This window comes from Faecalibacterium sp. BIOML-A1 (assembly GCF_009679715.1).
Taxonomy (GTDB): domain Bacteria; phylum Bacillota; class Clostridia; order Oscillospirales; family Ruminococcaceae; genus Faecalibacterium; species Faecalibacterium taiwanense.
Genome location: NZ_WKZJ01000008.1, coordinates 82,510 through 97,231, shown reverse-complemented (window position 1 = coordinate 97,231; position 14,722 = coordinate 82,510). Strand labels below are relative to the sequence as shown.

Annotated in this window: 12 protein-coding genes; 2 read left to right on the top strand and 10 right to left on the bottom strand. The window is 57.7% G+C overall.

The genetic code is table 11. From position 1 onward, the window contains the following. Positions 1-99 precede the first annotated feature (99 nt). The 9 genes from lgt to GKG36_RS09925 all read right to left on the bottom strand — a co-directional run bounded on the left by lgt (position 100) and on the right by GKG36_RS09925 (position 11,546). Positions 100-1,152: a prolipoprotein diacylglyceryl transferase gene (gene lgt, locus GKG36_RS09965; RefSeq protein WP_154260509.1), complete on the bottom strand. Its 1,053-nt coding sequence runs from the start codon at positions 1,150-1,152 to the stop codon at positions 100-102. Then, entirely contained in the window at positions 1,149-2,459 is a 1,311-nt protein-coding gene (locus GKG36_RS09960; protein ID WP_154260507.1) for a pitrilysin family protein, read from the bottom strand. Before GKG36_RS09960 ends, lgt begins: the two co-directional genes overlap by 4 nt. Beyond that, positions 2,446-3,741, bottom strand: coding sequence for an insulinase family protein (locus GKG36_RS09955; RefSeq protein ID WP_154260505.1), 1,296 nt, complete (start codon positions 3,739-3,741; stop codon positions 2,446-2,448). Before GKG36_RS09955 ends, GKG36_RS09960 begins: the two co-directional genes overlap by 14 nt. 39 nt (positions 3,742-3,780) lie before the next feature. Then, complete coding sequence (locus GKG36_RS09950) at positions 3,781-4,593, bottom strand: M15 family metallopeptidase (RefSeq protein WP_097781704.1); 813 nt, start codon at positions 4,591-4,593, stop codon at positions 3,781-3,783. Between the two features lie 313 nt (positions 4,594-4,906). After that, a complete protein-coding gene (locus GKG36_RS09945) occupies positions 4,907-6,106 on the bottom strand; it encodes an aspartate kinase (protein ID WP_154260503.1) in 1,200 nt (399 codons plus the stop codon). 93 nt (positions 6,107-6,199) lie between these two features. After that, positions 6,200-7,105 (bottom strand): homoserine kinase, encoded by a 906-nt coding sequence (gene thrB / locus GKG36_RS09940; RefSeq protein ID WP_005945895.1) that lies wholly within the window; start codon positions 7,103-7,105, stop codon positions 6,200-6,202. A gap of 28 nt (positions 7,106-7,133) precedes the next feature. Next, on the bottom strand, positions 7,134-8,369 hold the full coding sequence (locus GKG36_RS09935; protein WP_005945893.1) for a homoserine dehydrogenase: 1,236 nt from the start codon (positions 8,367-8,369) through the stop codon (positions 7,134-7,136). Between the two features lie 30 nt (positions 8,370-8,399). Beyond that, positions 8,400-8,840: an ACT domain-containing protein gene (locus tag GKG36_RS09930; RefSeq protein ID WP_005945891.1), complete on the bottom strand. Its 441-nt coding sequence runs from the start codon at positions 8,838-8,840 to the stop codon at positions 8,400-8,402. 180 nt (positions 8,841-9,020) lie between these two features. Beyond that, entirely contained in the window at positions 9,021-11,546 is a 2,526-nt protein-coding gene (locus GKG36_RS09925; RefSeq protein WP_154260502.1) for a transglycosylase domain-containing protein, read from the bottom strand. 269 nt (positions 11,547-11,815) lie between these two features. Between GKG36_RS09925 and GKG36_RS09920 the strand changes: the two genes are divergently transcribed. Together GKG36_RS09920 and GKG36_RS09915 are read left to right on the top strand one after the other, a co-directional pair. Beyond that, positions 11,816-12,190 carry a hypothetical protein gene (locus tag GKG36_RS09920; RefSeq protein ID WP_097775368.1) on the top strand — a complete coding sequence of 125 codons (375 nt, stop codon included), beginning with the start codon at positions 11,816-11,818 and terminating at the stop codon, positions 12,188-12,190. 132 nt (positions 12,191-12,322) lie between these two features. Next, complete coding sequence (locus GKG36_RS09915) at positions 12,323-12,493, top strand: hypothetical protein (protein WP_154255643.1); 171 nt, start codon at positions 12,323-12,325, stop codon at positions 12,491-12,493. 54 nt (positions 12,494-12,547) lie between these two features. Here GKG36_RS09915 and GKG36_RS09910 read toward each other — a convergent pair whose 3' ends face one another. After that, the gene (locus GKG36_RS09910) at positions 12,548-14,326 is read right to left on the bottom strand and encodes a Na/Pi cotransporter family protein (RefSeq protein ID WP_154260500.1); all 1,779 of its coding nucleotides are present in this window, start codon (positions 14,324-14,326) and stop codon (positions 12,548-12,550) included. Positions 14,327-14,722 lie beyond the last annotated feature (396 nt).

Genomic DNA, 14,722 nt, shown 5'->3' with positions numbered 1-14,722 from the left:
ACACTGGGCCATTTCAGGCGCCCACACCACGCGGCTAGAATAGTATAGCAAAAAAACGATGGAAATGCAAGAGGAATTTTCCTCTTTCCGAAAGATTTTTTATTGTTTCGCCTTCCCGCTTTCCGCGATGGTGCGTTTTACTTCGGCATTATACGCTTCGGTGCGCTCCACGAAGAGCTTACGCGGGCTGGAGGCCAGCAGTTCAGTATCTGCATCCGTCATCAGACCGATAACAGTTTTTTCTTTGCTCAGCTTATTGACTGCGGCTTTGTTGTCCGCCGTCATTGCCAGCTTTACCATCAGGGGCTTGTCCTTGAACTTGTGGGTGAAGTAAATTTCCGCAGCCACACCGACTACCACAGCGATACCTGCCACCAGCTGGGATGCCCGCAGGCCAATGGAAGGCACCAGCATCAGACTGTCGGTGCGCAGGGCTTCGATCCAGAAGCGGCCCGCGCCGTACCAGATCATATACCGCAGGGCAATGTCACCGTTGAACTTGCGCTTTTTAATGTAACGGAACAGCAGGAGAAAGCCCACGAAGCACCAGATGCTTTCGTACAGGAAGGTGGGATGCACCGGCAGATTCGGGTCAATGGTCACGCCGCTCTGGGCCGTGACTGTGCTGCCCATCAGGTAAGCGCGGGTCGTTTCGCTGAACATGCCCCACGGCAGGGTGGTGTTGCAGCCGAAGGCCTCCTGATTGAAGAAGTTGCCCCAGCGGCCGCAGCCCTGTCCCAGCAGAAAACCCATAGCGGTCAGGTCGAACATGGGCAGCACCGGCACGCCCCGCCGTTTGCAGGCCAAGCCGCCGAACAGAAAACCGCCGATGATGCCACCGTAGATGGCAAGGCCGCCATCCCGAATGGCGATCATCTCCCAGATGCTCTCATATTTAAAAGGTGCCATGGCCACGTAGTAGGCGCGGGCGCTGACAATACCCAGCACGATGCCGATCAGGATCACGTCCACCATGCTGTCCGGGTCCACGCCGAACTCGATGCTGTGGCGGAACGCAAATACCAGCGCCAGACAGATGCCAAAGGCAATGCACACGCCATACCAGTAAATATTGAACCCGCCAATGGAAAGGGCCACGCGGTTGATCTCAAAGCTCAGGCCCAGCCCCGGGAACTGCACCAGATTTGTCATTCTGCTTCCTCCTCGTTCTCGGCCAGTGGCGCAGTGCCATCTGGCAAAATATCCATCACAGCCATGCGGTCGGTGCTGAGGATGTGCTGCAGCGCAGCGTCCGCATCCTCGGCAGTCAGCCCTGCCAGCATGGTGATCTGCTGCGCCACCGTCTGGCCGGAGAGGGCAAAGTCTGCCATCTGGCTGGCCGAGTCCTCCACATTTTCCAGATTTTCGATCAGCTGGCCGTACTTTTCGTTCTTGCACAGGGTAAAGATCTCCCGGTCCACACCCGCGGCACGGATGCGGGCGATCTCGTCCAGAAGCATCTGCTTCACGGCATCGGGGGCATCGCTCTCGCCGGTGAACAGGATGCAGCAGCAGCCGTCCACCCGCAGCACTTCCCCGCCAAAGCCGGGGTTCACAAGGCCCCCGTCGTACAGGCGGCGGTACAGCGGCGACATGCCGCCTGTGATGCAGCTCAGGATCAGATCATACAGCGCTTCCGTGCGCAGATCGTTCGGGGGCAACGGCTTCTCCTTGAAGCCCACGCCGAAGCAGGGCTTGGACACCGGCATTTTCAGGGTCTTATGGGTTGCCGCCAGCGTCATGGGTTCCGGCTTCCACAGCCGCTGCACCCTTTCGGTGCTGCGCGGTCTCATCAGGCCGTGGCGCTCACAGGCAGCCAGGATCTGCTCCATGGTAGTGTTGCCGGCAGCCGCCAGCACCATATTGCCCGGTGCATAGAAGGCTTTGCAGCTGTCGTAAAGCATCTCCGGCGTGATCTCAGCAATGCTCTCCACCGTGCCCGCGATATCGCTGCGGATGGGATGCTCGTGGTACAAGCACTCGAACAGGCCGGTGATGAGCCGCCAGTCCGGGCTGTCATCGTACATTTTGATCTCCTGTCCGATGATGCCCTGCTCCTTGGCGATGGTCTGCTCGGTAAAGTACGGATGAGTCACCATGCCCAGCAGCACATCCAAGCTTTCGTCCAGCTGCTGGGTCGCAGTGAACAGGTAGCAGGTGCGGTCAAAGCTGGTAAATGCGTTGGCATTGGCACCGGTCTTGGCATACTTTGCAAAGGCATCGCCGTCTTGATCTTCAAACATCTTGTGCTCGAGGAAGTGTGCCACGCCTGCTGGCAGATGCACCTCTTTGCCGTCCAGCCGGAAATCCCGGTCAATGGAGCCAAAGCGGGTAGCAAAAATGACATGAGTGCTGGAATAGCCCGGCATGGGCCGCACGATAACGGTCAGTCCGGAGGGCAGGGTCTGCCACTGGTCAGCCACGGTCTTTTCCAGCAGGGTCTGGTTATTCTGCGGCATGAGCGGCCACCTCCTTTGTGAGCAGATAGCTGACCGAGAGGGTCAGTTTGCGCAGGATGGCGCGCACGTCGTCCTTGGTCACGGCCTGCAGAGCGGCGCGGGCTTCGGCGGGTGTCTGCACCTTGGCCGGGTCGCCGCCGCGCAGCACTTCAATGTAATACCATGTCTCGATGCCGCCCAAGGTATCCTCTACCCCCTGCATCCCGCTCAGCAGACCCCGACGGCAGTCCTCAAATTCATCGTCGGTGATGGGGCCATCGCACAGGTCGGCCAGTTCCTTCAAGATGGCCTGCTCTGCCCGGGCTGCGTCGGCGTGCTCCACGCCGCTGTTCACAGCCATGCTTCCGGTAAAGCTCTGGAACGAGGACGAGCAGTAGTAGCACAGGTGGTCACGCTCGCGCACATTCAGGAACAGGCGGCTGGTCACACTGCCGCCGTACAGCGCCATGGCAAGGCGCACAGCAGCCAGCTGTTCGGTGCGCATGGGTTCGCCCAGCGTGAACAGCATGCAGAGCTTCGCCTGCACCATATCATAGGTTTCGGTTTTGTGCACCGGCTCCCGGCGGGGCATGGCAATGTTTTCCGCCAGCGGCAGCGGTGCGCGGTCAATTGCCGCAAGCTCTGCCAGCAGTGCATCCTTTACCGCAGCGGTCTGCTCTGCCGTGCAGCCCAACACAAGCAGTTCAATGTTGGCGGTGCGCAGCATCTCGTAATAGGCTGCGGTAAGCTGTTCCGGTGTCAGGCTTTCCACCTCTTCCAGATAGCCCTCCTGCCGCACACCCGCCGGGCTGTCGCCAAAGAATTCCCGGTTGGCCTGATGCAGGCAGTAAAGGCGCTTATCGTTGATCTCATCTTCCAGCGCCTTTTTCAGCATCTGCTTTTCAATGCCCACGGCTTCCGGATCAAAAGTGCCGCCCACAAAATACGGGTGAAAGGCCGCACCCAGTGCAATGGATGCATATTCCCTTGTAAGGGTCTCCCCTTCCAGCGCAAACTGATCCTTGATGCCGGTAACACTAACACACAGGTTGTGGCTGCAGCCCATGGGCCGGGCATCCACTGTGAGGTCTGCACCGTAGAGCTTGGCCAGCTTTTTGGTCAGGCGGGTCATATCCGGGCAGTCGGCATAGCCGCGCTCCAGCACCAGTGGCAGCAGCGCATGTGCTGTGGCCGTTTCCCGCTTTGCCGGAAAGGCAAAGTGGACGCTGATGCGGCAGCGGTTGAATTTTTCCGCCGGGTCACAGGAAAGATGCACACCCGGCGCAATGAGAGTACGTTCCAATTTGTTCCTCCGCCCTGCTTTCACAGGGAGCTTTTATTTTTATGATGCCTTCTGCAAGGCAAGAAATTCTTCCAGACTCAGGCCGCTGGCACGGATGGCAAGGGCATTTTCAACGCCCACATACCGCCAGTGCCACGGCTCAAACACCACGCCGGTAGCAGCCTGCCTGTCCTGCGGATAGCGCAGGATAAAGCCGTATTCGGCGGCGTAGGCGGTGAGCCACTCGTAGGCGCGGGTCGTATCAAAGCCGGTATCACGGGTCGGGTAGTCCGTACTGAGGATATCCGCCGCATAGCCGGTGCCGTGATCATTGCATTCCGCAGGCGGCTGGATATCTGCTGCAAGGCTGGCGGCTTCTTCCTCGGTTTTGCCCTTTTCCAGATACTGCTGCTTCTGCGTCTCATAGGCCGCGCTGCGGGCATCTGCGTCCTGATAGCCTGCCGTCAGCACCAGTGCAACGCCGTCCTCGGCCGCAGCCGCAGCCATTTTCTGGTAGGCTGCAGCTGCTTCGGCTTCCAGTTGGATACCGCTGGCTTCATCGGCATCGGCAAGGGCCGGAGAGGGTTCCTCGGCAAAAGGCAGATTGGTGTTCACCAGCACAAAACGCTCATCGTCAGCATCAAAGCTGTAGCCGGTGCCATCGTAGCTGGCCGCATCAAAGCTCTGCGGCCCTGCAAGCATGGCGTTCACCTTTGGCAGCAGCCAGAGGATGCCTTTGGTCATAAGCGCCACAATGGCAGCGCAGACGAGAATGAGAATGGCCCAGTTGCGGGCCAGACGCAGCCGCTTGCGGCGCTTCCACTGAGCGCGGGTCAGGCGGGGCTTTGCAGCATTTCTATCAGTCGGTTCCATGGTGCGTTGCAGCTCCTTTTGCAGAATTTGCAGCGCACTGCGCCGCACAGATACAGTGTATATTATACACCCCTTTGCATTTTGTGTAAACGCCGGAAGTGTAAAATAAGTATGACCGAAAAAACTCCTTCCGTCTGCTCGCACACTCGCATCCACCTCCCTCAATGAGGGAGGCTCTGGCGAAACAGAAAAGTTTCCCGCTCTGTCAAAGGCCCCCTCTCAGAGGGGGCTGTCGCCGCAGGCGACTGGAGGAGTTTTCCACGCAAAAATGCCGCACCACCTAAAAGGCGATGCGGCATTCCTATATTTTTATTTAATCAAACAGCATATCGTGGATCGCAGAAACAGCCTTGTCGGCATCGTCGCGGTTGATGATGCAGGAGATCTTGATCTCGCTGGTGGAGATCATCTTGATATTGATGTTGTTGTTGGACAGTGCCTCAAACATCTTGGAAGCAACGCCGCTGTGGCTCTGCATACCGGCACCCACAATGGAGACCTTGGCGCAGGTGGTGTCCACGCTCACATCGTTGAAGTGTGCGCTCTCCTTCAGCACGCGCATGGCCAGATCGGCTTCGCCCTCAGAGCAGGTAAAGCTGATATCCTTCTTGCCGTCACGGCCGGTGGACTGCAGGATGATGTCCACGTTGATGTTCTTCTGGGCCAGCAGACCGAAGATCTTGAAGCTCATGCCCGGCTCATCGGGAACGTTCAGAATCGTGATAACAGCAACATCAGTGTCTTTTGCGACACCCTTGATCAGCATACCTTCCATGTCTTTTGTAACCTCCTTGACCACCGTACCGGGCACGGGATTCAGGCTGGAGAGCACCTCCAGCTCCACATTATACTTTTTGGCCAGCTCCACGCTGCGGTTGTTCAGCACCTGTGCACCCAGAGATGCCAGCTCCAGCATCTCGTCAAAGGTGATCTCATCCAGCTTGCGGGTGTTGCGCACCTTGCGCGGGTCGGCCGTGTAAACGCCTTCCACATCGGTAAAGATCTGGCAGCGGTCTGCGTGCAGGGCTGCTGCAATGGCAACAGCGCTGGTGTCGGAGCCGCCGCGGCCCAGAGTGGTGATGTCATCCATCTTGTTCAGGCCCTGGAAGCCCGCCACAACGACCACACGGTTGCGCTCCAGCTCAGAAGAGATGCGCTCTGTCTCCAAGCGGGTGATGCGCGCCTTGGTATAGGCGCGGTCGGTGCGGAAGCCAGCCTGCCAGCCGGTCAGGCTGATGGCATGGCAGCCCAGCTCATTCAGTGCCATGGCCAGCAGCGAAATGCTGATCTGCTCGCCGCTAGCCAGCAGCATATCCATTTCACGGGCCGAAGGGTTGTGGGTGATCTCCCCAGCCTTGGCGATCAGTTCATCGGTGGTATCGCCCTGAGCGGACACCACCACAACTACGTCATTGCCCGCGTTGTGGGTGTTTGCCACAATGCGTGCCACGTTGAAGATACGGTCACGGTCCTTCACCGAAGAACCGCCGAACTTCTGTACGATCAACGCCATATCTTGTCACTCTCCTCTTTTTGTCCCTTTGTCAAAAGGGGGTACACCGGGCGGAAGCGGTCAGCAGCGCCTTGCACTTCCCTTACCCATTTATCATTCCACCGTTGCGCCGGTGTTATCGGCATCCAAACGCAGCAATGTAAATGCTTCACATCCGTCCAGACCTTCCAGCAGCTCCAGACCCTTTTCCAGCTTGGAATAGAACTTTTCGGCCTCCGCCTTTTCCGCTACGGCCATCACGGTGCTGCCCGCACCGGAAACGTAAACAGCCTTTGCACCGCACAGGCGTGCCATATCGAACACTTCCTTGGAGCCGGGCATCAGCGGCATACGGTAGGGCTGGTGCAGCTTATCCTCGGTGGCAATGGCCAGCAGGTCGTGTCTGCCCTCGCAGAAGGCGGCGGGCACCAGCGCAGCGCGCGAAAGGTTATATACCGCGTCCTTGTGGGAGACTTCTTTGGGCAGGGCCGCACGAGCGGCTTCCGTCAGCAGCTTGTAGTCCGGCACGATGGCGGCGAAGCACAGCGTTTCATCCACATTGCGCTTGACCGAGTACACCTTGCCATCCTCGAACACGCTGCTGGTCAGGCCGCCCAGAAGAGCCGGGGCCACGTTATCCGGGTGGCCCTCGATGGAGGTAGCCAGCGTGAGCAGCTCCTGCGTGTTGAGCACATCGCCCAGCATCCGGTTTGCACCCAGCAGTCCCGCAATGATGCAGGCCGAGGAAGAACCAAGGCCGCGCGCCATGGGGATGGGATTCGTCTGGGTGATCTTGAGGGGCGGGATCTGCTTGCCCACCTTCTCAAACAGCCCCTTTGCCGAACGGTACACGAGGTTCGATTCACCGCGCGGGATGCGGGTACCGTCCGCAGACGAGATATCCAGCACTTCGCTCTCTTCAAAGGTGACCGTATTATACAGCGTCACCGCCAGACCCAGCGCATCAAAGCCGGAGCCGATGTTTGCACTGGTGGCCGGGACAGAAACCTTGATCTTCATAGCCGCCGCACCTTTCCTTATTCCGTTATCAGTTTTCTTCCGGCAGACGCTTGAGCACCAGCTTCACGCTGCCGCCCACGGCTTCCACCTTGCGGGCTGCTTCGGCCAGTGCCTTTTCGTCGGCGCGCTCCACAAAGTAAGCGCAGCCTTCGTAGCGTTCGTCCACCACCCTGCCATAGCCGTAGATGGCTTCCACCACCGCCGGAGCAATGCCTGCTACACGCACATAATATGCAGCAGGAGCCGGGTCGGTGAGCATTCCCTCCACCGGCTCAGCAGGCTGCCAGAACAGGCTGTCGTGCACCTTGGAGCCATGCTTCAGGGCATCCACAACGTCGGCCACCACGGCGCTGGCGGTGGGCAGCTTGCCTGCGCCCTTGCCGTAGAACACCACGTCGCCCAGCATATCGCCCTTGACCAGCACTGCATTGAACACATCGTCCACGCTGGCCAGCTGGTTTGCCTTGGGCACCAGACACGGCTCCACACCGGCAGCCACGCTGCCGTCCTTGCCGCGCTTCATCCATGCGATCAGCTTGATCACACAGCCCAGCTTTTCCGCCGCTTCCACATCTGCCGTGGTAATGGCACGGATGCCGCGGGTAGGAATGTTCTGGGGGTAGATCTGATGGCCGCACACCAGCGAGGACAGAATGGCGATCTTGCGGCAGGCATCACGGCCGTCCACATCGTCGCTGGGGTCCTTCGTCTCGGCGTAGCCCAGCTCTTGCGCGATCTTCAGCGCATCGTCAAAGCCCAGATTTTCGCGCACCATCTTGGTGAGCATGAAGTTGGTGGTGCCATTCACGATGCCCTCCACCTCGGTGATGACGTTTGCCGCCAGACACTGGTGCATCGGGGTAATGATGGGCGTACCGCCGCCCACAGAAGCCTCGAACAGGAAGGCACAGCCGTGCTCTTTGGCAAGGCCCAGCAGCTCTGCGCCGTAGGTGGCCACCATCTCCTTGTTGGAAGTGCATACGCTGCGGCCGCTCTCAAGGCAGGCCTTTACATACGGATACGCAAAGCGGGTGCCGCCGATGGTCTCCACCACCACCTTGATCTCCGGGTCTTCCAGAATGGTATCGAAGTTCTTTATAAACAGGTGTGCATCCGGATGGTTTGAAAAATCCTTCGGGTCAAGGATGTACTTGACCTCCACCGGCTCACCTGCACGGCGGGAGACACCCGCAGCGTTGCGGCACAGTACCTCGTACACGCCGCTGCCCACCGTGCCAAAGCCCAGAATTGCAATTTTAGCCATTGTTGTTCTCCCTCGTTTTCTGAAGACTGCTTACAGATTGTACCCGCAGTGCACGCCTACCACCATACGCTGACGCGAAAGTTTTTCGGTCAGCTCTTCGGGGGTCATCTGCATGGTATCGGTGCGGATGGTGACTGCCACCAGTGCGGCACCGTTTTCCGGTGTGGACTGGTTGATGGTCACAATGCTTGCACCTGCGGCGCTGATGCCGGCCAGCAGGCTCTGCAGTGCACCGGTCTCGTCCCGCAGAGTAGCCATGACGGTGATCACCTCACGGCCATTCTCGGAGTCAAAAATGCAATCCTTATACTTATAAAAAGCGCTGCGCGAAAGATCGACTGCGCGGGTGGCTGCGGAAATGCTGCGTGCCTCCCCGCTGGCCAGAAGTTCCTTGGCACGCACCACCTTGAGAAAAACCTCAGGCAGCACCTGCGCATCTACCAGATAAAAGCGGCGTTCCAACTTGTTCACCTCACAAACACAAGTGTTCTTGCAGTGAATATAATAGCATCCGGCCCCCTGCAATGCAAGAGGTCGGATGCGTTTTTGTCAGATTATCCAGTTTTGCTGCGGCAAGCGCGGTATTTCCTTGCCGGATTCACTCCGCGCCGGTGCCGATAGTACGCCTTTTGTCCTTCATATGGCTACAGATCAGTCTGTATCCTGATTACCTGTATCCGCAGGAATGACAGCCTGCTCCGGTGCCGCAGTCTCCGCAGGTGCAGCCGCTGCAGGAGCTGCTGCATGGGAGTAGTTGCAGGTACCAGGCAGATCATCGGCGCGGTAGTAGCCCACGGCGGTGCTGGGGCAGGAGCCGCCTGCCAGCAGGCCGCTCTGGGTGCAGTAGCGGCGCTCCACCACACCGGCAGAGGTCGGGAATGCCTTATACGGCAGGTTTGCCTGCACCTGTTCCATCAGGGCCTTCCACGCCATAACACAGGTACGGGTCTTGGCCTGCTGCTTACCCAGCGTCTTGGTCATATCATAGGGTGCATCGTAGCCCCACCACACGGCGGTAACGTAGTACGGCGTGCCGCCCACGAACCACAGATCCTTTTCGTCGCTGGCGGTACCGGTCTTGCCAAAGGCTTCCATGCCGTTGGAGTTGGGGTAGCGGCCGCCGGCGGTGCCCACGCTGGAGTACAGAACGTTCTTCAGCAGGCGGTTCATCACATAAGCGGTATCCGGGGTCAGGGCCTGATAGCTGGTGGAGTTGTTCTCCAGATAGATATTGCCGTCACGGTCCAGCACGCGGGTATACAGGTGCGGGGTGGTGTACTGGCCATCGTAGAAGATCTGGAACGCAGCTGCCAGCGCCGTGGGCGTAACGCCATGAGTCTGACTGCCCATGACCATCTGCGCCAGACCCACATCGTTTACCGGGTCCAGCGTGTTCAGCTGCAGGGTGTTGTACACAAAATTGAAGATGTTGCTTGCGCCCACCAGATCACCCACACGCACCGCAATGGTGTTCAGCGAGCGGGCCAGACCGTTCCACAGCGGCACATCACTGTTGTCGCCGTAGTTGCCGCCATAGTTGCGGGGCCAGCTGCGCCATGCGTTGGGATAAGCGCGCAGCTGCTTGTCGGAAAGGCCCATCAGGCCGTTCTTGCGGCAGTAATCTTCATCGCGGATCACCATATCCTGCTTCTGATACAAGGGCGAGTTGTTGAGCATGGTGGACCAGTTCACCAGACCATACTCTACACCCAGTGCATATGCACCGATAGGCTTGATGGTAGAACCCGTCTGACGAGTGACACTGTAGGCACGGTTCAGCGAGAGGCTCTTGTTCTTTTCGCCCAGACCACCCACAATGGCGATCACATTGCCGTCATAGTCCAGTGTGACCATGGCTGCCTGAGTACGCACATTGCGGTAATAGTAAACGGTACCGTCGTCGCCGGTGCGGGTCTTGGGCGTACCGTCCTCGTTCATCACCTGTACATCGTCGTCCGAGATAGAGGTCACCTCTTCCTCATGCCAGCCGGCCGGGAAGTAGGCATCATCCGTGTTGAGCATCAGGTTTTCCATGGCGGACTGCACCTTGGTGTTCACAGTCGACTCAACGGTAAAGCCGCCGGTGTACAGCAGCTTCTGTGCCTCGGATTCCGAAATGTTTTCCTTGTCCATGATGTCCTGCACCAGCTCGGTGAACAGTGCATCGGTAAAGTAAGAGGTAACGGAAGAATTCTTCTTGGTATCCTCTTCCTCGGCCAGTACCAGCGGCTGGGCCGCTGCGTTGCGGTAGTCCTCTTCGCTGATCACGCCCTGCTGCCACATGTTGTACATGAGGAAGTTACGGCGGTTGATCAGGTTTTCGGGGTTGGTGTAGGGGTTATAGTTGGTGGGGTTTTTGGTGATGGACGCAATGGTCGCACACTCCCACAGGGTCAGCTGGCTGACGTCCTTATTAAAGTATTCGTTGGCCGCAGTCTGCACGCCCTGAATGGTGCCAGTAAAGCTGATGGTGTTCAGGTACGCTTCCAGAATGGTCTCCTTGGAATAGCTGCGGCTCAGGCAGAGGGCGCGGTAGATCTCGCGCAGCTTGCGCAGTGCACCTTCAATGCCGCTGGCGCTCTTGTCGTCGGTCAGGTTCTTGATCAGCTGCTGCTCCAGCGTGGATGCACCCTGCTTGGAGCTGTAGATGGGCAGCAGGTATTCGTTGACCATTGCGCCGATGGTGCGCTTGAAGTTGACGCCGGGCTCGTTGTAAAAGTCCTTATCCTCGGTGCAGATGAACGCATACTGCAGGTTCGTGGGGATCTGCTCCAGATCCGCCCACACGCGGTGGCTGTTGGAAGAGCGCAGCGTGGCATACTCCACCTGTGCACCGGTGTCCGGGTCGGTAGCCATCACCACACTGGACTGGCTCAGCTCAATGTTGTCCAGATCCAGCAGGTCGCCGTCGTTGGCGGTAGCCTGCACCACGTAATACACAGCACCCACTGCCACCAGACTGCCTGCCATGATGCCCAGACAAATCAGTGTAGCAATGGTTCGGCCAATGAAGCGCAGAATGGGATGTCTGCCCTTTTCACAGGGTTCCTTTGGTTCTTTGGGTTCCCGGCCGTGTTTGGGTCCCGGCTGGGACTCCCGGCGGCTGTTGCTCACATTTACCTTCCGCCCCGCCGGTGCCGGGGAATGCCCCTCACCGGCACGGTTGATCTTTCTCATATCGGAGATAGAAATCGCCTCCTAACATTCAGGCTGCTTTTTCAGCGCCATGCGCTGGTACTTTTCCATCAAAGCGCACAGAACTGCACGCAATACCATATTATAGCACGTGCACAGAACGCGGGCAAGAACCAATCTTCGGCCCTGATAGGTCTAATCATCTGTAGTATAACACAATCTGCCGGACAAAGTACAGCATTCCCGTGTGAAAATTGACTGTTCTCCCCTGTTTTGGGGCATACTTCAGCCGGAAAGGAGCGTGTTTCTCCATGCGCAAACTGTGCACCTGCCTGTTCTACGGGCTGTGCGTATTCACCATCGTGTTCAGCCTGTTCTGGATGGCCCTGCCCAAGCTCAGCCTTCCGGTGCCCGACCCCGGCAGCGAAGCACCGCCTTCCTCCGCAGCAGACCTTGCCGCACAGGCCATGCCGGAGCTTGCTGCCCAGAGCTACCGCCTGTGCGACAAAGGCGGGCGCGTGGCCGTTTACCGCTGCGGCACCAATGGCCAGCCGGATGTGCTTGTCACCGTCACCGGCATCTACACCAATCTTCTGCCGGAGAACGATGCCGTGCGCATCAAGCGCGGTGTGACCGTGTACAGCGAACGGGAACTGGACCTGCTGCTGGAAGATCTGGGCGGTTGAGTGCAGAATGCTCAATTTTTATCTACTTTTACTGATTATTTTTATTGACATCCCGATGTAAAAATTATATAATGATAATAGAAGTAAAGTTTCTTAACCACCTGCAGCGATCATAAAAGGAAGTGCTTCCTCATGTCAGAACAGATCACCCTCCATTACCAGTGCCGTCTTTGCGGCAAGCAGCTGGACCGCGGTATCCACCTCGGCCCGCCCAGCCCCGGCACCTGCAGCAAAGCCGCCAAGGTAGACGGCTTTCACGGGCCGCACCGCTGGGTCATTGTCTCTTTGCCCAAAAGTGCTTGATTTTTAACGCAAAAAAGACCTCCGGGAAAAGCGTCCCGGAGGTCTTTCTTAGTTTCAGGCTTCCATTTCTTCCAGCGGAACAAGGTAGGCCTTGCGGCACTCCTCGTATTCCAGCATGTAGTCCTTGGTGGGGTTGTGGTGCATGATGCTCTTGAGGGTGTGGGAGTCGTAGTCCTCGCCGGCATCCATGCCGATCAGGCGGGCAGCAACGTTGGAGCAGTGATCCGAGATGCGCTCTGCATTGTTCAGCACATCCAGGAACACGACACCCGTATCAATGGAGCACACGCCGTCCTTCAGGCGCAGGATGTGCTGGTCGCGCAGGCGCTCCGCCATCACATCGATCACCTCTTCCAGCGGTTCCACCTGAGCCGCCAGACGCATATCGCTGTTTTCAAAGGCATCGTTGGTCAGGTTCAGGATGCGGTTCAGCGCATTCTCCAGCAGCTGCAGCTCCTTGGTGGCGTTTTCACTGAAGGACGCTTCCTTTTCCTGCAGTTCTTCTGCCTTTTCCATAATGTTCACCGCATAGTCGCCGATGCGCTCGAACTCGGTAACAAAATTCAGCAGTTCGGTCACAGTGTGGCTTTCATCGTCGCCCAGCTCCTGATCGGTCATCTTGATCAGATAGTTGGAGATTGCCACCTCCATGCGGTCGATCAGGTTTTCACGCACCCGGATAGCGCTGACGGTATCCTCGTCCATCTTCAGCAGCAGCGGTGCAGCCAGATTCACATTGCGGGCAGCACGGCGGGACATCTTGACCACAGCGCTCTTAGCCTGCTGCAGGGCCACAGCCGGGCTTTTGAACAGACGTTCATCCAGCACCGGCATGCTCAGCTCCTGTGCTTCCTCGGCGCTGTCCGGCACAGTGAGCAGTGCCAGCTTGGACAGCACACCGCTGCAGGGCAGGAACAGCAGCATGGCGCACACGCTGGAAAGGGTGTGGATGTTTGCGATGGTGCTCTTGTTCATCACGTCGTTCCACATGGGGATGCCAACGGTAAACTGCACCGCATACACCAGCGCCAGCAGGATCACGCTGCCAATGATGTTGAAGTACAGATGGATCAGTGCAGCGCGCTTGCCGTCCTTGGAGGAGCCGCCAATGGTGAGCAGCGGCGTAAAGGCCGTGCCGATGTGTGCGCCCAGAATAATGGGGATGGCAGAGCTGAAGGTGACCAGACCCGTGCTGGACAGTGCCTGCAGGATACCCACCGATGCCGAGGAGGACTGGATGATCACCGTGACCACCACGCCCACCAGAATGCCCAGAACGGGATTCGTCATGGTAACGAACAGATTCTGGAACACGGCGCTCTCACGCAGAGGAGCCACACCGGTGTCCATCAGGCTCATGCCGGTAAACAGGATGCCGAAGCCCAGCATGATCTGGCCGATGTTCTTCCTTTTAGCGCTGCGCAGGAACACATAAAAAATGCAGCCGATAAACGCCACCACGGGCGCAAAGGTCTTGGGCTGGATCAGTGTCAGCCAGAGACTGTCACCGGAGATATCCGCCATGCGGATCAGCTGGCCGGTAACAGTGGTACCAATGTTTGCACCCATAATGACGCCTACCGACTGCGTAAGGGTCATGATGCCGGAGTTTACCAGACCGACACAAATAACGACCGTGCCGGCCGAGGACTGGATGACACCCGTGATGAGGGTGCCAAAAATAACGCCCTTGAGCGTTGAGGAGGTCAGCTTTTGCAGCACGCCCTGCATTTTGCCGCCGGCCAGTTTTTCCAGACCAGCGCCCATAATGGACATGCCGTACAGAAACAGCGCAATTCCACCCAACAGAGAGGTAATGTGTGTGATATCCATAACGATACTCCTAAAAATGATCTTCCTTTTGATCCTTGTACATCTGCCCTGCCCGCACACCGGGCCTGCTTGATCCGGCAGATGCTGCGGCCTGCCGCTCTGCTGCGCAGAACGGCGCACAATGACCGCGCTTGGATCTATTATATCATTTTTTATCCTGTCACAACAAGGTTTATTTTACAAGAAAATCACTTTTTCTACACATTTTTCCGTCTCTTAATGAATTCGTGCTCTTTCCTTTTCAATTATTTTACATCAATTTTACATTTGCACCGAAGTCCCTGTCTGTTTGCGGGCGCTTACTCTGCCAGTTCTTCCATTGCTTCCCGCACCGTATCGGCCGAAAACAGGAACACTCCGCTGCCGGTGTATACTTCCACATGGCTTCCAACATAA